The 24573-nt window shown below is 41.8% G+C and carries 23 protein-coding genes and 1 pseudogene; 16 read left to right on the top strand and 8 right to left on the bottom strand.

Features of this window, described 5'->3' with window-relative positions; translation table 11 throughout:
- From Q7U33_RS05050 to Q7U33_RS04975, 16 genes and pseudogenes are all read left to right on the top strand, one after another.
- A pseudogene (locus Q7U33_RS05050) lies at window positions 1-220 on the top strand (bifunctional folylpolyglutamate synthase/dihydrofolate synthase); the annotation flags it as partial.
- A complete protein-coding gene (locus Q7U33_RS05045; protein WP_304858507.1) occupies window positions 220-966 on the top strand; it encodes an SPOR domain-containing protein in 747 nt (248 codons plus the stop codon). The pseudogene Q7U33_RS05050 and the gene Q7U33_RS05045, both read left to right, overlap by 1 nt.
- Before the next feature lie 66 nt (window positions 967-1032).
- A complete protein-coding gene (locus Q7U33_RS05040; RefSeq protein WP_304858506.1) occupies window positions 1033-1524 on the top strand; it encodes a CvpA family protein in 492 nt (163 codons plus the stop codon).
- A gap of 45 nt (window positions 1525-1569) precedes the next feature.
- Window positions 1570-3114 carry an amidophosphoribosyltransferase gene (gene purF / locus Q7U33_RS05035; protein WP_304858505.1) on the top strand — a complete coding sequence of 515 codons (1545 nt, stop codon included), beginning with the start codon at window positions 1570-1572 and terminating at the stop codon, window positions 3112-3114.
- A gap of 221 nt (window positions 3115-3335) precedes the next feature.
- The gene (locus tag Q7U33_RS05030) at window positions 3336-4526 is read left to right on the top strand and encodes an O-succinylhomoserine sulfhydrylase (RefSeq protein ID WP_304858511.1); all 1191 of its coding nucleotides are present in this window, start codon (window positions 3336-3338) and stop codon (window positions 4524-4526) included.
- Between the two features lie 153 nt (window positions 4527-4679).
- Window positions 4680-5453 (top strand): MBL fold metallo-hydrolase, encoded by a 774-nt coding sequence (locus Q7U33_RS05025; RefSeq protein ID WP_304858504.1) that lies wholly within the window; start codon window positions 4680-4682, stop codon window positions 5451-5453.
- Between the two features lie 334 nt (window positions 5454-5787).
- Window positions 5788-8406 (top strand): DNA gyrase subunit A, encoded by a 2619-nt coding sequence (gene gyrA / locus Q7U33_RS05020; RefSeq protein WP_304858503.1) that lies wholly within the window; start codon window positions 5788-5790, stop codon window positions 8404-8406.
- 124 nt (window positions 8407-8530) lie between these two features.
- A complete protein-coding gene (gene serC / locus Q7U33_RS05015) occupies window positions 8531-9607 on the top strand; it encodes a 3-phosphoserine/phosphohydroxythreonine transaminase (RefSeq protein ID WP_304858502.1) in 1077 nt (358 codons plus the stop codon).
- 2 nt (window positions 9608-9609) lie between these two features.
- Window positions 9610-10707, top strand: coding sequence for a prephenate dehydratase (pheA, locus tag Q7U33_RS05010; RefSeq protein ID WP_304858501.1), 1098 nt, complete (start codon window positions 9610-9612; stop codon window positions 10705-10707).
- Between the two features lie 192 nt (window positions 10708-10899).
- Window positions 10900-11994 (top strand): histidinol-phosphate transaminase, encoded by a 1095-nt coding sequence (hisC, locus tag Q7U33_RS05005; protein ID WP_304858500.1) that lies wholly within the window; start codon window positions 10900-10902, stop codon window positions 11992-11994.
- A gap of 149 nt (window positions 11995-12143) precedes the next feature.
- Window positions 12144-12215 carry a pyrroloquinoline quinone precursor peptide PqqA gene (gene pqqA / locus Q7U33_RS05000; RefSeq protein ID WP_012777389.1) on the top strand — a complete coding sequence of 24 codons (72 nt, stop codon included), beginning with the start codon at window positions 12144-12146 and terminating at the stop codon, window positions 12213-12215.
- A 166-nt stretch (window positions 12216-12381) separates the two neighbouring features.
- Entirely contained in the window at window positions 12382-13299 is a 918-nt protein-coding gene (pqqB, locus tag Q7U33_RS04995) for a pyrroloquinoline quinone biosynthesis protein PqqB (RefSeq protein WP_304858499.1), read from the top strand.
- A 140-nt stretch (window positions 13300-13439) separates the two neighbouring features.
- On the top strand, window positions 13440-14204 hold the full coding sequence (gene pqqC, locus Q7U33_RS04990) for a pyrroloquinoline-quinone synthase PqqC (protein WP_304858498.1): 765 nt from the start codon (window positions 13440-13442) through the stop codon (window positions 14202-14204).
- A gap of 8 nt (window positions 14205-14212) precedes the next feature.
- Window positions 14213-14497: a pyrroloquinoline quinone biosynthesis peptide chaperone PqqD gene (gene pqqD, locus Q7U33_RS04985; RefSeq protein WP_304858496.1), complete on the top strand. Its 285-nt coding sequence runs from the start codon at window positions 14213-14215 to the stop codon at window positions 14495-14497.
- 20 nt (window positions 14498-14517) lie between these two features.
- Entirely contained in the window at window positions 14518-15753 is a 1236-nt protein-coding gene (gene pqqE / locus Q7U33_RS04980; RefSeq protein ID WP_304858495.1) for a pyrroloquinoline quinone biosynthesis protein PqqE, read from the top strand.
- Window positions 15754-15943: 190 nt separating this feature from the next.
- A complete protein-coding gene (locus Q7U33_RS04975) occupies window positions 15944-17128 on the top strand; it encodes a multidrug effflux MFS transporter (protein WP_304858494.1) in 1185 nt (394 codons plus the stop codon).
- 11 nt (window positions 17129-17139) lie between these two features.
- Here the strand turns inward: Q7U33_RS04975 and Q7U33_RS04970 are convergent, their stop codons facing one another.
- The 8 genes from Q7U33_RS04970 to Q7U33_RS04935 all read right to left on the bottom strand — a co-directional run bounded on the left by Q7U33_RS04970 (window position 17140) and on the right by Q7U33_RS04935 (window position 24507).
- Complete coding sequence (locus Q7U33_RS04970; RefSeq protein WP_304858510.1) at window positions 17140-17634, bottom strand: M48 family metallopeptidase; 495 nt, start codon at window positions 17632-17634, stop codon at window positions 17140-17142.
- Between the two features lie 98 nt (window positions 17635-17732).
- Entirely contained in the window at window positions 17733-18056 is a 324-nt protein-coding gene (fdxA, locus tag Q7U33_RS04965) for a ferredoxin FdxA (RefSeq protein WP_304858493.1), read from the bottom strand.
- Between the two features lie 118 nt (window positions 18057-18174).
- Window positions 18175-19452 (bottom strand): sulfate adenylyltransferase subunit 1, encoded by a 1278-nt coding sequence (locus Q7U33_RS04960; protein ID WP_304858492.1) that lies wholly within the window; start codon window positions 19450-19452, stop codon window positions 18175-18177.
- Window positions 19453-19616: 164 nt separating this feature from the next.
- Window positions 19617-20549: a sulfate adenylyltransferase subunit CysD gene (cysD, locus tag Q7U33_RS04955; RefSeq protein WP_304858491.1), complete on the bottom strand. Its 933-nt coding sequence runs from the start codon at window positions 20547-20549 to the stop codon at window positions 19617-19619.
- 69 nt (window positions 20550-20618) lie between these two features.
- The gene (locus tag Q7U33_RS04950) at window positions 20619-21398 is read right to left on the bottom strand and encodes a phosphoadenylyl-sulfate reductase (protein ID WP_304858490.1); all 780 of its coding nucleotides are present in this window, start codon (window positions 21396-21398) and stop codon (window positions 20619-20621) included.
- Window positions 21399-22016: a DUF934 domain-containing protein gene (locus Q7U33_RS04945; RefSeq protein ID WP_304858489.1), complete on the bottom strand. Its 618-nt coding sequence runs from the start codon at window positions 22014-22016 to the stop codon at window positions 21399-21401.
- Window positions 22013-23680: a nitrite/sulfite reductase gene (locus Q7U33_RS04940; RefSeq protein ID WP_304858487.1), complete on the bottom strand. Its 1668-nt coding sequence runs from the start codon at window positions 23678-23680 to the stop codon at window positions 22013-22015. The genes Q7U33_RS04945 and Q7U33_RS04940 overlap by 4 nt, the downstream gene beginning before the upstream one ends.
- A 32-nt stretch (window positions 23681-23712) precedes the next feature.
- Window positions 23713-24507, bottom strand: a complete 795-nt coding sequence (locus Q7U33_RS04935; RefSeq protein WP_304858486.1) for a sulfite exporter TauE/SafE family protein — start codon at window positions 24505-24507, stop codon at window positions 23713-23715.
- Window positions 24508-24573 lie beyond the last annotated feature (66 nt).

Here is a 24573-nt window from a genome sequence, read left to right as displayed (position 1 = left end):
TAGTGCGCTAATAGATGCGATTATTGAAATCATTCCGAATGCATCGGTGAAAGTTTTTGATAATTTAGGAGATGCTTATTATCAAGCTTATATCGATAGAGAAAGCTGTATAGAACAGAGTGAAAATGATAAAATCGCGGTGTTCGGTTCGTTTTTTACTGTTTCTAGTGTTATGCAATATTTAAACGAACGTGTTAACACATCCTTAAGGAAGCAGTAATGTCTGTAGATTTGCCAGTTGATCAAGCATTAATTCTTAAAAAGAGAGCACGTAGGCGCTTGGTTGGTGCAGTTGCGCTTGTGCTTTTGATGCTCATTATATTGCCGCAGATACTTCAAGATCGTTCCGCGCAGACAAAGCCAGAATCTATAAAAATTACAATGCCTGAGGTAGCTCATGAGCTAGCTTATGCGCAAAATGTGCCACAACCGTCAGCTTCCTTAGAGGTTGATCAGCAGGCAACAGAGAATGAATATGTAGTTGAATCTGAGCTATTGAATACGCCAAGTGTGGATAGTCTTGCTGCACTAAAAGAAGCAGAAGCAAAAGAGATTGAGCGTAGAAAATCTTTGGCAAAAGCTGCTGAGGCTAAAACTGAAGCAGTGGTTATGCCGAAAGCTGAAGTCAAAAAGGCAGACCCTGTAAAGGTTGTTAAATCTGCTGAAGAAACACAAGTTGAAGCTACTTCAACACCAGTAAAATCAGTTGAAAATCAAACACCATCTAAATCTGAAGGTAATTTTACTGTTCAGGTGGGTGTGTATTCAGATGCGGCAAATGTAAAACGTTTACAAGATCAGCTTAAGCAGGCTGGATTTACAACGACTACTGAGAAAGCGACCACACCAAAAGGTGATGGCCTTCGTCTCAAGGCAGGTAAATTTACATCTCGTCAGGATGCGATGAGTGCATTGGTGAAGATAAAAGAGATTGGGCTACCAGGTATCGTTATTAGTAATGATTAGTTTGATACTACTTCGCACTAACTTTAACACAACGATGCAATTTGATGGAATTGGTAGAGATTTAAAATGACGATTTTTGACTATATTGTATTAATCATAATAGGGTTGTCTGTAATATTAAGCGTCATGCGTGGCATGATAAGAGAAGTGCTTGCGATAGTTGGCTTGGTCGCAGCGTTTTATGTAGGCATTACTTATACAAATCAACTTCTTCCTATGATGCCAGTAGATATCCCTAACGACGCACTCCGTGTGTTAGCGGCCTTTTTGGTACTTTTTTTAGCCACTTTATTGCTTGCTACGTTACTGGGCATCGCACTATCTGCAATTTTTAAGAAAGCTGGATTAGGCTGGTTAAATCGCTTCTTAGGTGCTTTATTTGGTGTTGCCCGTGGCCTGTTAATTGTCTGTGTGATTGTTTTTCTGGCAGGATTAACCGATATGCCTAAAGACGCTAGGTGGCGCAACGCTATGTTTAGCGCCCCAATTGAAGCACTCGTACTTAGTTCATTGCCATGGGTTCCAGAGAGCATCGCTAAGCACGTTAAATACGACTAGAATCATCATTTAAATAAATAGAACTCATCAGTTAAGGCTCGATACATGTGTGGAATTATAGGCATTGTTGGTAAAAACCCAGTTAATCAGTTGTTGTATGATGGATTACTGGTACTTCAGCATAGGGGGCAAGATGCGGCTGGCATTGTGACCTGTGATGGCAATACATTCTTTATGCATAAAAATAACGGACTAGTGAAAGATGTGTTTCAAACACGTCATATGCGTAGTCTTGTTGGCAATGCGGGTATTGCACACGTGCGCTATCCAACAGCGGGATCTTCTAATGCCGCAGAAGCGCAGCCATTTTATGTGAACTCTCCATTTGGGATTGTATTAGGACATAACGGTAATTTGACGAACTCTGAACAATTGAAATCAGAGATGTTCCGTCAGGACTTACGCCACATTAATACAAGTTCAGATTCTGAAGTATTGCTAAACGTACTCGCACATGAGATTGAAAAAACGTCTCGTAATGCCGTATTAAACACTGACATGGCTTTTGATGCAGTTGCTGGAGTCCACAAACGCTGTAAAGGGGCTTATGCGGTTGTGGCGATGATTGCTAATTTTGGTTTGCTCGCATTCCGTGATCCTAATGGTATTCGTCCATTGGTGATTGGTAAAAGCGAAACAGATAAAGGTACCGAGTACGTTGTTGCCTCTGAAAGTGTGGCTTTAGATGTATTGGGATTTCAAGTTGTACGTGACGTTGAGCCTGGTGAAGCGGTATTCATTGATATGGAAGGCAACTTCTATTCACGTCAGTGTTCTGATGAAGCGAAGTTAAATCCATGTATTTTTGAGTATGTATATTTAGCGCGTCCAGATTCAGTGATTGATGGCGTGTCTGTTTATCAAACGCGTTTGGATATGGGTAAAACCTTAGCTGAAAAAATCAAGCGCGAATGGGCTGATAAAAAGATTGATGTCGTGATTCCGATTCCTGATACTAGCCGTCCAAGTGCGTTGCAAGTTGGCTTGGCGTTAGGGCTAGATTATCGCGAAGGATTTATTAAGAATCGTTATATTGGACGCACATTTATTATGCCAGGCCAAGCATTACGTAAAAAATCAGTCCGTCAAAAACTAAATCCAATTGGCATTGAGTTTAAAGGTAAAAATGTTTTATTGGTAGATGACTCTATTGTGCGCGGTACAACTTCTCAGCAGATCGTGCAAATGGCACGTGACGCAGGCGCAACTAAAGTGTATTTTGCTTCAGCGGCGCCTCCAGTTCGCTTCCCCAATGTTTATGGTATAGATATGCCAAGTCGCGATGAACTGTTGGCAACTGGACGTAGCGATGAAGAGATCTGCAAAGAAATTGGTGCTGACGCGCTAATCTATCAAGATCTTGACGCTTTAGTGGATGGTATCAAGCAAAGCAACCCTAAAATCAAAGACTTTGATTGTTCATGTTTTGATGGTAAATATGTGACTGGTGATATTAGTGAGGCATATTTGTCAAAAATTGAATCTGCGCGTGGTGATGGACAAAAAGGTGCTAAACCAGCGAATTCAAGCACACAGTTAGATTTGAATTTAATCAACGCTGATGGACTCGAGATAGAAGAGGGCGCTTAAATGAGGCCATTTAAAATATGTCGTTGCTCCTGTTAAATGCTTGACTGTGTTTACACTTAGGACTAACATGAAACTGCGCTGATTTGAGTTTGCCAACATTAATCAAGGCCATACTCAGCTTGCGGGCGCATTATAAATACAGCTAAAGCGAGTAAAAAAGAACCCGTTTTAGCGCAATGCTTGAGCGGGTTTTTTTATGTCCCGAGAACTTAGAGGAAATGATGAATAATAATTTACAATTTCACCCAGAAACGCTGAGTGTACGTGCTGGTAGTGAGTCGACTGAATACGGAGAAAACTCTGAAGCTTTGTTCTTAAATTCTAGCTTCAGATTTAAAAGTGCGGCACAAGCCGCTGCCCGATTTGGTGGCACGGAACCTGGCAATATTTATTCGCGCTTTACTAACCCAACGGTCACGATGTTCCAAAACAAGCTAGCAGCTTTGGAAGGCGCGGAGCAGTGTGTTGCAACCTCTAGCGGCATGTCAGCAATTTTGGCATGTGTCATGGGTTTGTGTTCGGCTGGTGATCATATCGTCGCATCTCGCAGTATATTTGGCACAAGCGTACAGTTGTTTGGCAATATCCTTAAACGTTGGGGCTTAGATGTCACGTTTGTTTCGCTCACTGAGCCTGATGAATGGAAAACTGCGGCAACAGCAAAAACTAAGCTGTTTTTTGTCGAAACTCCATCCAATCCATTGACTGAGGTATGCGATATTCGTTTGCTAGCGGACATTGCACATGCCGCAGGCGCACATTTGGTGGTTGATAATTGTTTCTGTACACCAGCAATACAGCGCCCACTAGCGTTGGGTGCGGATATTGTGATTCACTCTGCAACAAAATATATTGATGGGCAGGGTAGGTGTTTAGGCGGCGCCGTATTAGGGTCTAAGGCGCTGATGGAGCCAGTTTATGGGTTTTTGCGCACAGCAGGCGTTACCATGAGTGCTTTTAACGCATGGGTGTTTTTAAAAGGGTTAGAAACACTGCATGTACGTATGGAAGCACATGCCAAAAATGCGTTGGCATTAGCTACATGGCTAGAAGCACAGCCTCAGGTTGGTCGCGTACATTATCCTGGCTTGAAGTCTCATCCGCAGCATGCGTTAGCAATGAGCCAGCAACTTAGTGGTGGAGGTATTGTAACTTTTGAGGTGAAGCCAGTTTCTGGTAAAACAGCACAAGAGTCCGCTTGGGCTTTAATTGACTCTACGCAATTGATATCAATTACTGCGAATTTAGGTGATGCAAAAAGCACGATTACGCACCCAGCAACCACTACGCATAGTCGAGTAACACCTGAGGCGCGTGCAGCCGCAGGGATTAGTGATGGGTTGGTGCGTATTGCAGTGGGCCTAGAGCATATTGAGGATTTGAAAGCGGATTTAGCACTATTGACATGCTAATGCGTACTGCTTTGATGTGAATCATTACTTAAAATGTTTGTTTGAGGTAAAAAGCAACCTTAATGTTGTCTTTTTACCAATCAATCAGCATGCTGTATATCACTTTTAATTTTGTGATCTGTGGATGTGATTTTCGTCAAAGGTTAGCAAAGCGTGGCATCAGAACTATTTAACAATGGACAGCACATTTGTGTAAAATTCAGCGACCTATCAGACACTGACTCATCAGATGAGGCAGTTCAATCAAACCAGTTTTTGATTGTCAATGATGGTCATGGCGCGCTTATCGACCCAGGTGGTAATATGACCTATAGTGCTTTGGTCATGGGGATGGGTAAGTATTTTCATTTTCGTGACTTGGATTATATTTTCGCCTCTCATCAGGATCCAGATATCGTAGCCTCCATCAATAAGTGGCTGGTAGGCACTGGGTGTAAGGTGCTCGCTCCAGCGATTTGGGAGCGATTTTTGCCGCATTTTTGCAGTGTTGGAAATACCAAAAACCGTATTATTGGTATTCCTGACCGAGGCATGAATATCACGTTAGGTAGTGCAATCATTAAAGCGATCCCTGCACACTTTCTACATTCCGAAGGTAACTTTCAGTTTTACGATGTGACAAGTAAGATTTTGTTCTCAGGGGATTTAGGCGCTTCTTTAGTGCATCATGACCTAGCCATTGAGCCTGTCACTAATTTTGATGAGCATTTGCCTACAATGTTGCCTTTTCACCGTCGATATATGACCTCAAATAAAGCTTGTCGCTTGTGGGCTGCTATGGTGCGTAATTTGGAGATTGATTCTATTGTGCCGCAGCATGGGCGAGCATTTGTTGGTAAAGAGATGGTTAATCGATTTATTGCTTGGGTTGAAAATCTAGAGTGTGGGATAGATTTAATGACGCAGGAGCACTATAAAGTGCCTTAGTTACTGTCATTTAATGTTTTGGTTAAAACATCTTTCCAATCTTCATCAGGTTTCATCAGCCGTCAAAATGTACTCAATAATCATGATGTAAATTCAGAGTTTGTTACTTGAGTCTTTGCTATTGCCTCTCCGTGCTTCTCAGTGCTTTTGAGGACGCTACCAACGGTTAGAGCGAGGTGATATCGACCTTGTTGGCTGATTTGATTTGAATAAGGCTTAATCCCCATTTTTGGCGTTGAAAAACTGTGTTAAAAGTATGGTTGTAAGCGTTATTTTGCGCGCTAATCATGTTAAAATTTGTGTCATATAAAAACCATTATAAGACAGTCAAAATATGGATCAATTCGCTAAAGAAACCCTCCCAATTAGTTTAGAAGATGAGATGCGTCGATCTTACCTCGATTACGCAATGAGCGTGATTGTGGGGCGTGCTTTACCCGATGTTCGTGATGGTTTGAAACCTGTACATAGACGCGTTTTATTCGCGATGCATGAGTTATCTAACGATTACAATAAACCATATAAAAAATCAGCACGTATCGTAGGTGATGTGATCGGTAAGTACCATCCTCATGGTGATACAGCGGTTTATGACACCATCGTTCGTATGGCGCAAGACTTCTCATTGCGCTATATGTTGGTAGATGGTCAGGGTAACTTTGGCTCAGTGGATGGTGATAATGCGGCTGCGATGCGTTATACGGAAATTCGTATGGCTAAAATTGCACATGAGTTGTTAGCGGATATTGATAAAGAAACTGTCGATTTTGGCCCTAACTATGATGGCTCTGAACATGAGCCATTAATTATGCCTGCACGTATTCCTAACCTGCTCATTAATGGTAGCTCAGGCATCGCGGTAGGTATGGCAACAAACATTCCACCACACAATATTAACGAAGTGCTCGATGCTTGTTTTGCGCTGCTTAAAAACCCAGAAACAACGGTTGAAGAGTTAATTGAATTAGTGCCTGCACCTGACTTCCCAACAGCAGGTATTATTTACGGTACGGTAGGGGTGAAAGAGGGTTATCGCACTGGCCGTGGTCGCGTTGTGATGCGCGGACGTACTCACTTTGAGGATATGGATAAAGGCGGTCGTCAGTCCATTATTATTGATGAGTTGCCTTATCAAGTGAACAAGAAAACGCTGATTGAAAAAATCGCTGAGCTTGTGAACGAAAAGAAAATAGAAGGTATCTCTGATTTGCGTGATGAGTCTGATAAATCAGGCATGCGCGTCGTCATTGAGCTGAAGCGAGGTGAAATTCCTGAGGTTGTACTAAATAACTTATACAAACAGACGCAACTCCAAGATACCTTTGGTATGAACATGGTGGCGCTGTTAGATGGTCAACCACGTTTGCTTAACTTGAAGCAGATGCTAGAGGCGTTCTTACGTCACCGCCGTGAAGTGGTTACACGTCGTACCGTGTTTGAATTGCGTAAAGCACGTGAGCGTGGTCACGTGTTAGAAGGCTTGGCCGTTGCGTTAGCAAACGTAGATGAAATGATTGCCATCATCAAAGCTGCACCAACGCCACCTGAAGCTAAAAAAGACTTAATGGCCAAAATTTGGCAGTCGCCAGTGGTTGAAGAGATGTTAAAGCGTGCGGCGATGGAAGCTGCGCGTCCAGATGGATTGGCTGTTAACTTTGGCTTAACACCTGATGGCTACAAACTAAGCGATGTGCAAGCGCAAGAAATCTTGCAAATGCGCTTACAACGTTTAACAGGCCTTGAGCAAGACAAAATCGTCAATGAATATAAAGAAGTCATGGACGTGATTGCTGATTTGCTTGATATTCTAGCAACAGCTTCACGTGTGACGACTATTATTACCGATGAGTTAAATGAAATCAGAAGGCAGTTTGGTGATAAACGTCGTAGTGAGATTGTTGAAAATGCACAAGATTTATCACTAGAAGATTTGATAGCACCTCAAGACGTAGTGGTGACGTTATCTCATACTGGCTATATTAAATCACAGCCTTTAGATGAGTATCGTGCGCAAAAACGTGGTGGTCGTGGTAAGCAGGCTGCGGCAACAAAAGAGGATGACTTTATCGATAAAATGTTCGTGGCGAATACGCATGATTACATTTTATGTTTCTCAAACCGTGGTCGTGTTTATTGGCTTAAAGTGTATGAAGTACCACAAGGTAGCCGTACAAGCCGTGGTAAGCCTATCGTTAATCTGTTCCCGCTAGAGGAAAATGAAAAAATCAACGCGATTCTTTCAGTGAAAAGCTTTGATGAAAATCATTTTATTTTCATGGCAACCTCACTTGGTACTGTGAAGAAAACAGCATTAACAGAGTTCGCTAATCCACGTAAATCAGGCATTATTGCGATTAACTTGGATGATGGCGATTACTTAATTGGTGCTGAAATCACCAATGGTAGTAATGATATCGTGCTAGTGTCCAACGGTGGTAAAGCGGTGTGGTTTGATGAAGATGAAGTGCGTCAAATGGGTCGTGCAACACGTGGCGTTCGAGGCATGAGGCTTGCCGAAGGCCAGCAAGTTTTATCATTACTGATTGCATCGGATGACCAACAGACGGTGATGGTGGCTACTGAGAACGGTTATGGTAAGCGCACTGTACTAGCAGACTTCCGTCGTTCAGGCCGTGGTACACAAGGTGTGAAAGCAATTGCGGTGAGCGAGCGTAATGGTCTTGTGGTTGCGGCAAAACTAGTGAATGATGAAGATGAAATTATGCTAATTACTACTGGTGGCGTATTGATTCGCACACGCGTGAGTGAGATTCGTGAGCTAGGCCGTGCAACACAAGGTGTTACCTTGATTAACCTTGGCGAAGGCGAAAAACTTTCTGGAATCGAGAAAATCGTTGAAACAGATGACGACGAAGACGGTGAGATCGAAAGCGACATTGAAATCGATGGTGAAACTGACGGTGATATCGAAATCGATAAAGAAGTCGAATAATCTTTAGAGAGGTACAGCTGCTAATGCACGCGCTTAATCCGTGTGTTGTTAGCAACTCAATAAATGCACTTTTGATGTAACTATTTAATTTTAAAATAATATTTTTTGATCTATCACTTAATTAATGACTAAAATTTATAACTTTTCAGCAGGACCTGCAGTTTTACCTAAGCCAGTACTGGAACGTGCACAAGCCGAAATGTTGGATTGGCATGGCTCAGGCATGAGTGTGATGGAAATGTCGCACCGTGGTAAAGAGTTCACTAGTATTTTGGCCAAAACTGAAGCGGATTTACGTAAGCTTCTTAGTGTTCCACAAAACTATAAAGTGTTGTTTTTGCAAGGTGGCGCGATTGCAGAAAATGCCATTATTCCAATGAATTTGCTGAATGGTGGCGAAGCTGATTACGTAGTCACAGGCGCATGGTCTAAACGTAGTGTAGAAGATGCCAATGCTTATGGAAAAATCAATGTGGTCGCAACGAGTGAGGCTGATGGTTTTACCAGTGTGCCTGCATTTTCAACTTGGCAGCTTAATAAAAATGCGGCATATCTGCATATCTGTACTAATGAAACAATCAATGGCGTGGAGTTTGATGGTTTGCCAGATGCTGGTAATGTGCCTATTGTGGCTGATATGTCTTCACATATCCTTTCCCGCCCGATTGATGTGAGTCAGTATGGTGTGATTTACGGTGGGGCGCAAAAAAATATTGGTCCTGCTGGCTTATGCATTGTGATTGTGCGTGAAGATCTACTTGATCGCGCTTCACCTTTAACCCCAGCCGTGTTTAATTGGAAAACGCAGTCTGAAAATCAATCCATGATTAATACGCCGCCCACTTATAGCATTTACATTGCAGGCTTGGTGTTTGAATGGCTGTTAGCGCAGGGTGGTGTGAGTGCGATAGAACAAGTGAACATTAAAAAAGCCAATATGCTTTATGATTACATTGATAGTACTGACTTTTATATCAATAAGGTGGCTGTACATAATCGTTCACGCATGAATATTCCATTTTTCTTAGCTGATGAGTCTTTAAATGATGCCTTTTTGAAGGGTGCAGAGGCTAAGGGTCTTTTGCAGTTGAAAGGTCATCGTATGGTCGGTGGAATGCGTGCGTCAATTTATAATGCGATGCCAATTGAAGGTGTTCAGGCCTTGGTGAGTTATATGCAGGAATTTGAAAAAGCGCACTAAATATGTCTAAAGAACAATTATCAAGCCTGTTAAAGCAGCATCGTGACCAAATTGATGCGATTGATGAACAGATACTTAAACTTGCTAATGAGCGAGCTAGCCACGCACGCCATATTGGTGAGCTTAAAGATGACGGGGTGATTTACCGCCCTGAGCGCGAAGCGCAGGTATTAAGGCGCTTAACAGAGCTTAATCCAGGGCCACTACCTGCGGAAGCTGTGACCAATATATTCCGTAGCATTATGTCTAATTGCCGTGCATTAGAAAAGGAAATGACCGTTGCCTTTTTGGGCCCACTTGGTACCTATAGTGAAGAAGCGGCTCTGAAGCAATTTGGTGAAGGCAAGCATGCGGTAGTATGCGGTTCTATTGATGAGGTTTTTCGTACCGTAGAATCTGGTCAGGCTGATTATGGTGTTGTGCCTGTAGAAAACTCCAATGAAGGTGCTGTTGGATTAACCTTAGATTTACTATTAAGTAGCCCACTCAAAATTTGTGGTGAGGTAACAATACCAATCCATCATTGTTTGCTCTCGCAACAGACCGATATACATCAAATATCACATGTATTCTCGCATTCGCAGTCTTTATCGCAATGCCATGAGTGGTTAAATAAGATGCTACCAAAAGCAGAGCGAGAGCCAGTCACAAGTAACGCGCGTGCAGCGCAGATGATTCATGACTTGATCGCGGCTGATGGTACTTTTGCTGCAGCAATTGCAAGTAAGCGCGCAGCTGAGTTGTTTAATTTGAATATTCTTGCTGAAAATATTGAAGATGATCCTAAAAATACCACACGTTTTTTAGTGTTGTCAGCACATGATGTTGCGCCATCAGGTGAAGATAAAACCTCTTTTGTCACTGCGACTAAAAATCAACCAGGTGCAATTTTAGGTTTATTGGAGCCATTGGCTAATCATAATGTCAGCATGACTAAGCTTGAATCAAGACCTGCAAAAGGTGGTATGTGGGAGTATGTGTTTTATGTTGATATTGAAGGGCATGTGCAAGATGCCAATGTTGCTTCAGCAATCAATGAAATTATATCTAGAGCTTCTTATCTTAAACTTTTAGGCTCTTACCCGCAGGCTGTTATTTAACCTTATATCAAGACTGGTTTTGTTTTTAGGTTAAATTAAGTACAGATTTTTGCGCAAAGGCTACATAATTCTGCTTTTTAACGTATTAAGACGACTATTGTCACCATAAAGTAAAAAGTTGCATGTCATCACCTGCAACTTTTTTATGAGTTTTCCTTCTTATATTTTTCATTTTCTGAATCTCACTACATTATGACCATTCAAGCACCTCAACATATTCAAAATATAGCACCATACCAGGGTGGAAAGCCAATCACAGAGCTTGCTCGGGAAATGAATTTGAAGATTGAAGATATTGTAAAACTTGCTTCGAATGAAAATCCGCTAGGCATTAGTCCTAAGGCGGATTACGCGATTCAAGATGCAATTCTAGAGATTGCAAGGTATCCAGATGGCAATAGTTTTGCCTTACGTGAAGCTGTTAGTACTAAGTTCGGCGTTGCACATGATCAGATTGTGTTTGGTAACGGATCAAACGATATTTTAGAGTTGGTTGCGCGTGCTTATTTGAGTAGTGATAGTGAAGTGATTTACTCGCAACATGCTTTTGCGGTTTATCCATTAGTGACTCAGGCGATGGGTGCTAAAGGTGTTGTCGTACCAGCTAAAGATTTTGGACACGACCTATCAGCAATGCTGGCAGCGATCACAGATAAAACGCGCTTGATTTTTATTGCCAACCCTAATAACCCAACAGGTACTTTGTTAGGAAAAGCAGCTTTATATAGATTCTTAAAACAAGTGCCGCAACATGTGTTAGTGGTGCTGGATGAAGCATATGATGAATATTTATCAGCTGAGTACAAATCTGAAGCAATTGGTTGGCTGAGCGAGTTTGAAAATTTAGTGATTTCACGTACTTTTTCAAAAGCATATGGCTTAGCTGGATTACGTATTGGTTTTGGTTTATGTCATGCGCAAGTTGCAGATATGATGAACCGTGTGCGCCAGCCTTTTAATGTGAACAGCGTAGCGCAGGCTGCGGCTGTTGCTTCATTGGCAGATGATGACTTTGTTGAGCGTAGCTACGCGTTAAATCAAGCGGGTATGGCACAACTAAAACAGGGATTCGATCAATTAGGTTTGACCTACATTCCATCTTTTGCAAACTTCATTAGTGTCAAAGTAGGTGATGCTGCTAGTGTTAATCAAAAACTGTTGCAACAAGGTGTGATTGTCAGGCCTGTGGCTAACTATGAAATGCCTGAATATCTAAGGGTAAGTATTGGTTTGTTTTCAGAGAACGCAAAGTTTTTAGAAGTCTTGGCTGGGATAATTAAGGGCTAAGTGCTTTTTAACCAGTGCATCATGAATTTACTTAGTAGATATTGGGTAAGTTTGCAGTGTTGTACATATGAATTAGGGCGCACAATGCTTCTCACGTTACAGCAATAAGCGCGTAGCGAAATTATCTAAATTAAAAAAAGGAAATTATCATGTGGACAACACCAGCAGCTACAGAAATGCGTTTTGGCTTTGAAGTGACAATGTACGTAATGAACAAGTAATTATTGTTGACGTAATATTAAAAAAAGGCTGCCGAGAGACAGCCTTTTTTTGTAAAAGAATGGACTTTATATTGTTGTGTTTTCATTTTTTTACAAAAAAACTGTGGTGTTTAAAAGCACATTTTTTAATGATTGAAGTTTAATTTAAATAGAATTGTAGAGATTCATGCATATACATGTATTAGGGGCTGGTGCTGGGGGTGGTTTTCCACAGTGGAATTGTAATTGTTTTAACTGTGATGGCTTGCGTAAAGGCACCATTAAAGCGACTAAGCGTACACAATCATCGATTTGTGTAAGTGGTGATGGTGTGAACTGGGTGCTATTCAATGCTTCTCCAGATGTGTTGCAACAGATTCAAGACTTTGCTCCATTGCAACCAGGTCGTGCTGTCAGAGATACAGGTATTCAGGCGATTGTGCTGATTGATGCGCAAATCGATCATACAACTGGTCTTTATATGTTGCGTGAAGGCTCTGTAAAACGTGAAATTTACTGTACTGATATGGTGTATGGTGATTTAACTTCAGGGAATCAGATTTTAAATATTCTTGGGCATTATTGTGGCATCAATCATCACAACGTGCCGATTGATGGTAAAACCAGTTTTACTATGCCCAATGTGCCTAACTTGAAGTTTACAGCGGTTGCGCTTAAGAGTGCGGCACCTCCATATTCACCGCACCGCAATGACCCACATCCAGGCGATACGATTGGTGTTTTGATTGAAGAAATTAGCTCAGGTAAAAAATGTTGGTATTCACCAGGGTTAGCTGAAATTGAGCCACATTTACCAGCGTTAATGAATCAAGCAGACTGCATTATGGTCGATGGTACGTTCTGGACCGATACGGAGATGTTGGATTTGGGTTTAATGACTAAGACTGCACGTAGCATTGGTCATAATCCACAATCTGGCCCTAATGGCATGATTGAAGAGTTAGATAAATTTGGTGATGTAAGAAAAGTGTTGATTCATATCAACAACACTAACCCGATTTTGCGTGAAGATTCCGCCGAGCGCGCTGTATTGAACGAACACAAAATTGAAGTCGCTTATGATGGCATGGATATTATTTTGTAAGAATACAAAGTGCTTAGACGCTTAATTATTAATTAGGAAATATTGTTGGCAGCATACTTAGTTGATCAACCTAAGATGATAAAACCTAAAAGTAAAAGCGTCTTAATTGACTTAATCACTTTAAATATTTGGAGAAAGAAATGGCTGAAAAATTAGCACCCTGGTCTAAAGAAGAGTTTGAAGCTAAATTACGTGAAAAAGGTAAAGGCTATCACATCTATCATCCAATTCACGTGTTGATGTATGAGGGTAAACTTACGCAGCAACAAATGCAGGCATGGGTGGCTAATCGCTATTACTACCAAATTGCGATTCCAATGAAAGATGCTGCAATTTTATCAAACTGCCCAGATCGTGAACTGCGCCGTGGTTGGATACAACGTATTTTCGACCATGATGGTAGCGGCCAAATTGCAGAGGGTGGTGAAGGTGGTATCGAGGCTTGGATTCATTTAGGTGCAGCAGTAGGTCTAAGTCGTGAAGAAGTGACATCGTTGAAATTGGTAGCTCCAGGCACAAAATTTGCTGTTGATGCATACATTAATTTTGCGAAACAACGACCATGGCAGGAGTCTGTTTGCTCCAGTTTAACTGAACTATTTGCACCACATATTCACCAACAACGTATAGACTCATGGCCTGAGATGTATCCATGGATTAATGCAGAGGGTATGCAATATTTTAAAAATAGATTGACTCAAGCACGTCGTGATGTAGAGCAGGGTCTTGAAGTGACATTGGATTACTTTAGCCAAACTCGTGAAATGCAGATGCGTGCATTAGATATATTGCAATTTAAACTTGATGTCTTGTGGGTAATGGCGGATGCGATTATGTTGCAATCAGCAGACATTAAGGTTGAAGGTCGCGATTATCTGCGCCAACCTGTGATGAATGTAAGTTAAGAAAGCAGATGATGGATAACCAGATTCAAAACGCAGATATTTATACACTTTCACCTCACCACCGCTTTCAGTGGGAAGAGGCACAAAGCAGCTATGTGATACTTTTTCCTGAAGGCATGGTCAAACTACATGGCGGTGCTGGTGAAGTGATTAAACGTCTAGATGGTAAAGCAACGGTAGGGGATGTAGTCGCTGATTTAAAAGCTACATTTCCAGATGCTGAAAACATCGAAAAAGATATTATTGGTATGTATGAGCTTGCGCTAAGCAAAACTTGGATACGTAAAGTTTAGATTAATTTAGGAGTAGCAAAATGACACAAGCATCCTTAGGTGAGTCAGTGGTTCAAAAGACCATTCATGCCACTCAAACTCAAAATAATGGTGTTGCAGCCAGCGTTACACAGACACAGCCATTATGGTTGTTAGCTGAGGTAACATACCGCTGTCCATTGCATTGTGCATTTTGCTATAACCCTACTGATTATGACAAACATACGCAAAATGAATTAACAACCGAGCAATGGATACAAGCGTTACGTGATGCACGTAAATTAGGCGCTATTCAGTTAGGTATTTCTGGTGGTGAGCCACTGTTGCGTGATGATATTGAAGACATTGTTGTTGAAGCTAAAAAGCTAGGCTACTACAGTAATTTAATTACCTCGGGTGTTGGTTTAACAGAAAAACGCATTCAAGCGTTCAAAGATGGTGGTTTAGACCATATTCAGTTATCGATGCATGACATTACTGAGGAAATTAACAACTTCATTACGAATACCAAAACTTTTGAGCTCAAGAAAAAAGTTGCCGCCATGATTAAAGGTCATGGCTACCCAATGGTGCTTAATGTTGTGATTCACCGTTATAACATAGGCCACATGAAGGAAATTTTAGAGATGGCCGATGCACTTGGAGCGGAGTACATCGAGCTTGCTAATACCCAATACTACGGCTGGTCTTTAGTGAATCGTAGCCAATTAATGCCTACGAAAGAGCAGGTAGATGAAGCTGAACGAATTACTAACGAATTCAGAGAAAAGTCTGGTAGTAAAATGAAGATTTTCTTTGTAGTACCGGATTACTTCTCTGATCGTCCTAAAAAATGTATGAATGGTTGGGGTGAGGTGTTCATGATTGTGACTGCTAACGGTGATGTATTGCCTTGTCATTCAGCACGCGTACTACCTAATATGCAATTCCCGAATGTTAAAGATACAGATTTAGGTTGGAGCTGGAAAGATTCACCAGCATTCAATAAGTATCGTGGTGATAGTTGGATGAAAGAGCCATGCCGTACATGTAGCGAAAAAGAAAACGATTTGGGCGGTTGTCGCTGTCAATCATTCTTGCTTACTGGTGATGCTGAAGCGGCTGACCCAGTATGTAGTAAATCACCGCATCATCACTTAATTGAGCAGGCGATATTAGATTCAAGAAATCCTACGATTGCAGCACAGCCTATCGTATTTAGAAATGATAAGAACTCTAAGAAAATTATCGCTGGTGAACTTAAAGACCGTGTAGATGAGTTTCACGCATTGCCATAACTTGTATTTAGATAACTAGCTGGTCTTATCTCACTGGTATTTAGCTTGCCTTAATGTCACTAGTATCTCACTAGCTTGTATCTCTCATAGGTGCATTAATAGCGTTATTGTGATTTAATCTAGCGCGCTACTGTCATTATCAGTAGCGCGTTTTTTATTGCCAGTAGAAATATTTATTGAAAGTTTTCATTTGAAGCATTCATCATCCCCATTGGTATTGTCGATTGTACTTGCAAGTCTAGCCGCACTTGCACCATTTGCAATTGATACCTACTTGCCTGCATTCCCGTCACTAGAGCGTGAGCTACATGGCACTTCATTAGAGCTTCAACAAAGCCTTACATTTTATTTACTACCATACGCACTGATGACACTGTGGCATGGTGCCATATCTGACTCAATTGGACGTATTACTACCATTAAATGGGGGTTAGGCATTTTTGTATTGGCATCAATCGGCTGTGCATTTGCACCTAATGTAGAAACATTATGGTTCTTTCGTATTTTACAGGGCCTATCTGGGGGCGCTGGTAATGTTGTAGCACGTGCAATGGTACGTGACCTGTTTGACGGTCCGCAAGCGCAACGTGTGATGGCAACCGTGCAAATGTTGTTTGGCATTGCGCCAGCAGTTGCACCTATTATAGGCGGCTTGCTATTAGGTATTCATTGGCAGGCTATATTTATCTTCTTGGCGCTATATGCAGCGCTCAGCCTATGGGCAGCAGTCAAATATTTACCTGAGACAATGCCTAAAGCAAAGCGTTTGCCGCTCTCAGCGAAGCAGGTTATGAAAGACTACCGCATTATTTTTAGTGATAAAGAATTTAATTATGTCGTATTTGCACTTGGGGCAAATTTTGCAGGTTTTTTCCTCTATGTGTTAGCTAGTCCCGTATTTTTAGTAAAGCATTTAGGCTTAACTGAGCATCAGTTTGCTTATATGTTTGTGCCTACAGTCTGCGGCATGGTGTTAGGCTCTTATTTGGCTAAACGTGCCGCTGGTAAATACACGCAAAGAAAAGTAATTAAAGTGGCGTATATTTGGATGTCCGCAATGGTCATACTTAATATCGGCGTTTGCTTGTTTCTACCTACCAATATTATTTATAACATTGTGCCAATTGCCTTGTTTAATATTGGTATGGCTTTGGCGATGCCGATATTGTCATTAGCCGCTTTGGATCGGTACCCTAAAATCCGCGGAACTGCTGCATCTGGACAGGCATTTATTCAGATGTTGTTATCTACTGTATCAGCAGGTCTAGTTGTTCCCCTTGTTTGGTATGCACCATCGGGTTTGGCAATTGCTATGGCTGTTTATTTAATGTTTAGTTGGGTGATGATTTGTCGCGCTAAAGTTTGGCGTAACTAGCATGCTAGCGACTACTTTTCACTTTTCCATGTGAGGTAAACACGGCAATCGAACTCTAGCTGATGGTAGTTTGGTTCCATGTGTTGGCAGAGTTGGTAGAAAGCTTTGTCATGATCGCGTTCTTTCAAATGGGCCAGCTCATGAACTACAATCATGCGTAAGAACTCAACAGGTGACTCTTTAAAGAATGAGGAAATTCTGATTTCTTTTTTTGCTTTAAGCTTTCCGCCTTGCACACGCGAGATGGCGGTGTTCAAACCGAGTGCATGATGCTCTATCCCTAATTTATTGTCATATTGCACTCTGTCTAGAACAGGAGCATTTCGTAAGAAGGCTTGTTTAATCTCGTTACTGTATTGGTACAGTGCTTTGTCTGTTTGGATGGAGTGGTGTTGCGGGTAGCGTTGTGTAATATAGTCGCCTAATAAGCTCTGCGCCTGTAATTGCCTGATTTTATCTTGCAGGGTAGGTGAGTAGTGCTGAAGGAATCTTAGTGGTTTAGTCATTGCAGCAATGTAGTGTGTTATATGTCTTAGTAAATACAGAAAAGGAGGCATATGCCTCCTTTTCTGTATTTGATTGATGTCTAAATTTGATACTAAGATTACTCAATCAGTAAATCACGTTTGCCAGGCACGCCGTTCATTGCCTCTGCATCTTCAAGTGCTTCTTTACGAGAAGTAATCACAGGCCATAATTGAGCAAGTCTAGCATTCAATGCAATATATTCTTGTTGGTCTGCAGGGACATCATCTTCAGCAAAAATGGCTTCAGCTGGGCATTCTGCAACGCATAATGTGCAATCAATACATTCATCTGGGTTAATTGCAAGGAAGTTAGGACCTTCTACAAAGCAATCTACTGGGCAAACATCTACACAGTCTGTGAATTTACATTGAATACAATTTTCGGTAACGACATAAGTCATTTTTAAAGTCCTTTACAGCTTAAAAGCTAAAACGTTATTTTATTAGAAATTCGATTAATTTGCGATGACTAACGCTACAAAGTTACCGCATATATGTACACAGTAACTTTGTTGGAATTTACACAATCATCCCTGCACCAACCGTGTTATTGGTTGACTCATCAATAATGATGAACGCGCCAGTCGCACGATTGTTTTTATAGCTATCTATCATGAGCGGTTGTGCAAGTTTAAAACTAATACGTGCAATGTCATTCATTTTCAAGTCCGTAGTCGCTTGTTGTTCTAATGTATTCACATCCACTTTATAGCTGATGGTGCCAACTTTAGCTTTAGATTCACGCGTGGTGTGACGAATGATGTAAGTGCGTGCAGTGGACAGAGGTGTTTCTGATAGCCAGCACACAAAAGCTTCTATTTGTTTTACTGGCTCAATGGCTTCAGCACTTTTAATGATCATGTCGCCACGTGATGTGTCGATTTCATCTTCTAACAGCAAGGTAACACTTTGCTCTGTGGATGCAGATTGTAACTGGTCTGCGCCAAGCTGAATGGCTTTTACTTTTGATTGGTAGCCATTAGGTAGCACAGTCACTGCGTCACCTACTGTAATTTCACCAGACTCAATACGCCCCATGAATCCACGGAAGTCATGTAACTCAGGGTCGTCAGAGGCATGCGGGCGGCATACAAATTGAACAGGGAAGCGGAATGCTTCTGATTGTTCTGTATGTGCAGCAGGTGCTTTTTCTAGCATTTCAATTAATGTCTCGCCAGTGTACCAAGGCATGTTTTCCAGACGGTCTACCAACATGTCGCCATTTAATGCAGACATTGGAATAAAGCGGATGTCATGGTTATCACGTTGTAAGCCAATTTCAGTGGCAAATGCTAAATAATCTGCACAAATTTTATCGTAAACCGCTTGGTCATAATTGACTAAGTCCATTTTGTTCACGGCAACCACAATGTGTGGAATACCTACCAAGTGCGCTAAATAGCTATGGCGGCGTGTTTGCGTCAATACGCCTCTACGTGCATCAATTAAAATAATCGCAAGATTTGCGGTTGATGCTGCCGTTACCATGTTACGTGTATATTGCTCATGGCCAGGCGCATCTGCAATAATATATTTACGTGTACCAGTGCTGAAATAGCGGTAAGCAACATCAATGGTGATACCTTGCTCACGCTCTGCTTGTAAACCATCAGTCAGCAGTGATAAGTCAACAGCTTCCATACCGCGTTTTTTAGAGGTATTTGAAATTTGTGTCAGCGTATCAGCCAAAATGGTTTTAGTATCGTATAGCAAACGGCCAATTAGTGTGCTTTTGCCGTCATCTACGCTACCGCATGTCATAAAGCGTAATAGAGAATCGTTGTGTAGTGTATTCATAAGTTTAGTTTTCAAGTTATCAAAAATGCTAGATAAAGCGGTTTATTGAATAATAGTGCAAGGCGCATGGAACGCAGAATCCAGAGTGTACAAGCAGTACATGAGGATTTCGAGTACCTAGCAACGCAGCAATAGGTTCAATAAATTGATTTAGGTTGCATTTTTTAGAAATATCCCTCTTTTTTGCGCTGTTCCATTGAAGCGTCTGAGGTTTGGTCATCTAGGCGGGTAGCGCCACGTTCTGTAATGGTGGTGGTCGCAGTTTCAATCACAATTTTGCTCACATTGTCTGCATCTGATAGCACTGGCGCTGTACATGTGATATCACCTACAGTTCTAAAACGAACTTGCATGTTAATGACTTCTTCACCTGCTTTAGGTTGGTTGATTACTTCGCCGTTAGCTAGTGGTACGTTTGCAGGCATCATTGCACCACCGCGCATAATAATGTCGCGGTTATGAGAGAAATAGATGCTTGGTAAGCCTAAGTTCTCACGCTCGATGTATTGCCAAACGTCCATTTCTGTCCAGTTAGAAATAGGGAATGCACGAATATTTTCACCTTTATGTGAACGTGCGTTATACAAATTCCATAACTCAGGGCGTTGGTTTTTAGGATCCCACTGGCCAAACTCATCACGGAAACTCATGATGCGTTCTTTTGCACGCGCTTTTTCTTCATCACGGCGTGCGCCACCAATACAGCAGTCAAAGCCAAACTCTTCAATTGCTTCAAGCAATGTGACTGATTGGTGCTTATTGCGCGGTTCATCAGGTGACTTAAGTACCACCGTACCACGTTTCATTGAGTCTTCAACTGAACGTACGATCAGGCGCTCACCTAACTCTGCTGCGCGTTGGTCGCGGAAGTCCAATACTTCTTGATAGTTGTGGCCTGTATCAATATGCATGAGTGGAAACGGGAACTTACCTGGGCGAAAAGCTTTTTCAGCTAAACGCAAAATACACAGAGAATCTTTGCCACCTGAGAATAGCAATACAGGGTTGCTACATTGCCCTGCGACTTCACGCAGAATGTAAATGGCCTCTGACTCTAGCCAGTCTAAATGAGATAAAGGTTGTTTAGTCGTTGTCATATTCTTAGGTTTCAAAATCAAAATTACTACATGAGACGCAGCTATCAAAAGTAGCTGAATGCTATAAAATTATTTCTTTACATGTAATCCACACTCTTTGCTATTGGGGTCTTCCCACCACCAGCGGCCAGCACGGACATCTTCACCCATTGCAATCGCTCGCGTGCATGGCGCACAGCCTATGCTTGGGTAAAATTGGTCATGCAGTTTATTGTATGGCACATCAAACATGCGGATATATGCCCACACTTCTTGCTCTGTCCAGTTGCTAAGCGGGTTAAACTTTTCTAACTGATTGCCACTGTCAAACTCGCGAAATGGCAAATTAACACGCGTGGTTGATTGCTCTGCACGCATGCCTGTGACCCATGCTTTTTTACCTTTTAAAGCACGTTGTAAGGGCTCAACTTTACGCATAAAACAACAAGCTTTGCGTAAATCGATGGACTCATAGAACGCATTGATGCCATTGGTTCTAACATAGCTTTCTACCGCATCTGATTGCGGGAAAAAGATTTTAAGCTTGGTATTGTAAGTTTGCTCTGTTTTGGCAATTAAGTCGTAAGTTTCAACAGGTAAACGGCCAGTGTCTAGTGAGAAAATCTCAATCGCAATTTTTTGGCGCTGAATGATGTCTGTTAACACCATATCTTCAGCACCAAAACTATTAGCAAAAGTGACTTCATTGGCACCAAGCTCGCTAGCGGCATTGCTTAGTAATACAATCACTTCACTCGCTTTTTGATTAACACTTGCTACTAGTGCATCAGTGAGTGTTGGTCTAGTAGCTGGGTTGTTTGCACTTGGTTTGAGCATCACAACTGAGCCTAAATCTACATCAGTGCTCATTTACGCGCCTCTGTTGTAACGCTTAAATACAGGGCGTGGTTCATCAACCGCACCTTGGTATGGTTTAGTAAAATCATTCAAACTGGCAATCGCTTCTTGTGCTGAGCGGTCAGCACGTACTAAGTAGCTAGTAAAGCCACTACGTTTCAAGAAATATAGTTGATCGCGTAATACATCACCAAATGCACGTAATTCATTTTTAAAGCCAAAGCGCGTACGTAGCAAGTTACCTAATGAAAAAATACGGCCATCGGCAAAGCGCTCAACAAATATCGCGATGATAGGTAGCGTGTTCAAGTCTGCTTGATGTTGAGTCAAGTTTTCTAAAATTTCATGTGTCGCTAACCAAACACCAATTTCACCTTGCGCAATACGGTTTTTAAACTCATCGCTGCGTGCAATAAATACACTTAACGGCAGAATAATTTTGCCAGTGGCTGGAATCACTGTATCCGCAATTTGTGCATCAGTCACTGTGGCTTCCCCAGTGAGTTTAAATAAAACAACTTTACCTGCTTGTTTGCGCTCTTCTACTTGAGTGGCTGGTAACTGAATCAATGTCCAGTCATCCTCTACCAAGCTAGCAACGCCATTGTTCAGTTTAATTAAATTACTCATGCTACAACCTCATTTTTTGCATAGACATGTGCTTTGAATGGGGCAACACCCAAGCGGCGCACAGTATCAATAAATCTTTCTTCAGGTGTACGTTCTTGAATGTAAACCTCAATTAGTTTTTGCACGACACTAGGCATTTCATCCGCAGAGAATGAAGGCCCAATCACAGTACCAATGCTTGCATCGTTGCCTTGTTTGCCACCGATAGTAACTTGATACCACTCAGAGCCATCTTTATCTACACCAAGAATACCGATATGACCTACATGGTGATGACCACAAGCGTTCATACAGCCTGAGATGTTAAGCTCAATATCACCGATATCGTGTAGATAGTCCAAGTTATCAAACTGCATTTGAATCGCTTTGGCGATAGGAATGCTCTTTGCGTTTGCAAGCGAGCAGAAGTCTCCGCCTGGGCAGCAAATGATATCTGTCAGCAAACCAATGTTTGGGCTTGCTAAACCGTTAGCGCGTGCTTTTTCCCATAATGCAAATAAATCGCTTAATTTGACATCAGCCAATATCAAGTTTTGCTCATGAGATGAACGTAACTCACCAAAGCTATACTCGTCAGCGAGGTCTGCCACAGCCCACATTTGCTCAGATGAGATATCGCCAGGCGCTTGACCATGTGGCTTGAGCGAAAGGGTAACAGCACGGTAGCCTGCTTGTTTGTGCGCATGTACGCAACGTTTAACCCATGCAGCAAATGCTGGATTGCTTGCAATCGCCGCATCAAAGCTGGCATCATGAGCTGGTACGTTTTCATAAGGCATTGCATCAAAATGCTGCGCAACGCGTGCTAATTCAGCTTCGGTAATCGTGTTATCTGTGTCTTTAAGGTGCGCCCACTCGGCTTCAACTTGTTGACGGAATTCATCGATGCCTAAGGCTTTGACTAAAATCTTGATACGCGCTTTGTATATATTGTCACGACGGCCATGTAAGTTGTACACGCGGATCACTGCTTCGCAGTATGTGAGGGCATGTTGCCACTCAAGATGTTCACGAATGACTGTGCCTAAGATAGGGGTGCGACCTAAGCCACCGCCAACCCATACCTTGATCGCTACTTGGTTGTTGCTGTCACGGTAGAATTCTAAACCAATGTCGTGGGCTTGCACCAAAGCACGATCGTTTTTAGTACCAGAAACTGCAATTTTGAATTTACGTGGTAATAAAGCGAACTCAGGATGAAAGGTGCTCCATTGGCGCATAATCTCAGCAATGGCACGTGGGTCGATGACTTCATCAGGTGCTACACCTACGAATTGATCCGTTGTGATGTTACGAATGCAGTTGCCAGATGTTTGAATCGCATGCATTTCAACTGTGGCTAAATCAGCCAAGATTTCAGGTACATCTTCTAGTTTAGGCCAGTTTAATTGCAAGTTTTGGCGTGTACTAAAGTGACCATAACCTTTGTCATATTTTTTTGAAATATCACCAAGTTTGCGCAATTGCTTGCTTGATAACATGCCATAAGGCACCGCGATGCGAAGCATCGGCGCCTGACGTTGAATATATAGCCCATTTTGTAAGCGTAGTGGACGGAATTCGTCTTCTGATAATTCACCAGCCAAATAGCGGCGAGTTTGGTCGCGATATTGGGTAACGCGTTCATCAACAATCTGTTGATCTATTTCATCGTATTTATACATAATATATAGTGCTTTTTAAACTAACTTTTAAATTAAACTAAAACGAACTTCAAGCCAATCACCAGTAAGAGTGTGGCTAAAATTAGACGTAATATTTTCTCTGGAATTCTTACACTTAAGTGGCTTCCGACCCATATTCCAGGTAAGGATCCAATGAGTAATGTGCCTAACAGTTCAAAGTTGACGTGCCCAAGCGTCCAATGACCGAAACCAGCAACTGCGGTTAACGGGATTGCATGCGCTAAATCTGTCCCTACCACTTTGAGCGTGCTCATCTTAGGGTAAAGAAAGAGCAGTGCCAGTGTTCCAAGTACACCAGCACCTACTGAAGAAATTGTCACTAGCGCACCCAGTATTATGCCAGTAAATATGGTCGCTGGGATTTGAATTTTGTTAAAACGACCACTACTAATGACACTATCTTCGATTTCGCGTATTTTTTTTCTCGTTAAATAGCTACGAATAATCAATGCGATAGAGGTCAAAATCAGGGCAACACCCAATGTAAAGGTGATAATGCCTGAAATGTCTTTTTCAATTTGAATGAGATGCTTAATCACAAAAATGGTGATTACCGCAGAAGGTAAGCTACCCACTGACATCCAAGTGACAACACGCCAATCTACAGATTTGTGTGTGTTGTGGTGTACAAATACGCCGCCAGTCTTAGTAATTGCGGCATATAGTAAGTCTGTGCCTACAGCAACTGTTGCTTTGAATCCAAATAAAAATACTAATAGGGGCGTCATCAGTGAACCGCCACCAACGCCAGTGATGCCAACCAGCATGCCGACTGCAAAGCCCGAAATAATATAACCCAATTCCATGTGGAGTACCTGATCATCATAAACTTAATTTAGTCGCGCACTATAGCAGTGAATAGCTTATTCTTT

Origin of the sequence: Methylotenera sp., assembly GCF_030653755.1 — a bacterium.
Lineage (GTDB): Bacteria > Pseudomonadota > Gammaproteobacteria > Burkholderiales > Methylophilaceae > Methylotenera.
The sequence above is the reverse complement of the archived record's forward strand: the minus strand, read 5'-3'. Positions and strand labels throughout refer to the sequence as shown.

What these genes read in the sequence shown, in the direction of transcription:
- Q7U33_RS05045 (WP_304858507.1), top strand. Translation starts at nt 220, where the DNA reads ATGTCTGTAGATTTGCCAGTTGATCAAGCATTAATTCTTAAAAAGAGA.
- Q7U33_RS05040 (WP_304858506.1), top strand. Translation starts at nt 1,033, where the DNA reads ATGACGATTTTTGACTATATTGTATTAATCATAATAGGGTTGTCTGTA.
- purF (WP_304858505.1), top strand. Translation starts at nt 1,570, where the DNA reads ATGTGTGGAATTATAGGCATTGTTGGTAAAAACCCAGTTAATCAGTTG.
- Q7U33_RS05030 (WP_304858511.1), top strand. Translation starts at nt 3,336, where the DNA reads ATGAATAATAATTTACAATTTCACCCAGAAACGCTGAGTGTACGTGCT.
- gyrA (WP_304858503.1), top strand. Translation starts at nt 5,788, where the DNA reads ATGGATCAATTCGCTAAAGAAACCCTCCCAATTAGTTTAGAAGATGAG.
- serC (WP_304858502.1), top strand. Translation starts at nt 8,531, where the DNA reads ATGACTAAAATTTATAACTTTTCAGCAGGACCTGCAGTTTTACCTAAG.
- pheA (WP_304858501.1), top strand. Translation starts at nt 9,610, where the DNA reads ATGTCTAAAGAACAATTATCAAGCCTGTTAAAGCAGCATCGTGACCAA.
- hisC (WP_304858500.1), top strand. Translation starts at nt 10,900, where the DNA reads ATGACCATTCAAGCACCTCAACATATTCAAAATATAGCACCATACCAG.
- pqqB (WP_304858499.1), top strand. Translation starts at nt 12,382, where the DNA reads ATGCATATACATGTATTAGGGGCTGGTGCTGGGGGTGGTTTTCCACAG.
- pqqC (WP_304858498.1), top strand. Translation starts at nt 13,440, where the DNA reads ATGGCTGAAAAATTAGCACCCTGGTCTAAAGAAGAGTTTGAAGCTAAA.
- pqqD (WP_304858496.1), top strand. Translation starts at nt 14,213, where the DNA reads ATGATGGATAACCAGATTCAAAACGCAGATATTTATACACTTTCACCT.
- pqqE (WP_304858495.1), top strand. Translation starts at nt 14,518, where the DNA reads ATGACACAAGCATCCTTAGGTGAGTCAGTGGTTCAAAAGACCATTCAT.
- Q7U33_RS04970 (WP_304858510.1), bottom strand. Translation starts at nt 17,634, where the DNA reads ATGACTAAACCACTAAGATTCCTTCAGCACTACTCACCTACCCTGCAA.
- fdxA (WP_304858493.1), bottom strand. Translation starts at nt 18,056, where the DNA reads ATGACTTATGTCGTTACCGAAAATTGTATTCAATGTAAATTCACAGAC.
- Q7U33_RS04960 (WP_304858492.1), bottom strand. Translation starts at nt 19,452, where the DNA reads ATGAATACACTACACAACGATTCTCTATTACGCTTTATGACATGCGGT.
- cysD (WP_304858491.1), bottom strand. Translation starts at nt 20,549, where the DNA reads ATGACAACGACTAAACAACCTTTATCTCATTTAGACTGGCTAGAGTCA.
- Q7U33_RS04950 (WP_304858490.1), bottom strand. Translation starts at nt 21,398, where the DNA reads ATGAGCACTGATGTAGATTTAGGCTCAGTTGTGATGCTCAAACCAAGT.
- Q7U33_RS04945 (WP_304858489.1), bottom strand. Translation starts at nt 22,016, where the DNA reads ATGAGTAATTTAATTAAACTGAACAATGGCGTTGCTAGCTTGGTAGAG.
- Q7U33_RS04940 (WP_304858487.1), bottom strand. Translation starts at nt 23,680, where the DNA reads ATGTATAAATACGATGAAATAGATCAACAGATTGTTGATGAACGCGTT.
- Q7U33_RS04935 (WP_304858486.1), bottom strand. Translation starts at nt 24,507, where the DNA reads ATGGAATTGGGTTATATTATTTCGGGCTTTGCAGTCGGCATGCTGGTT.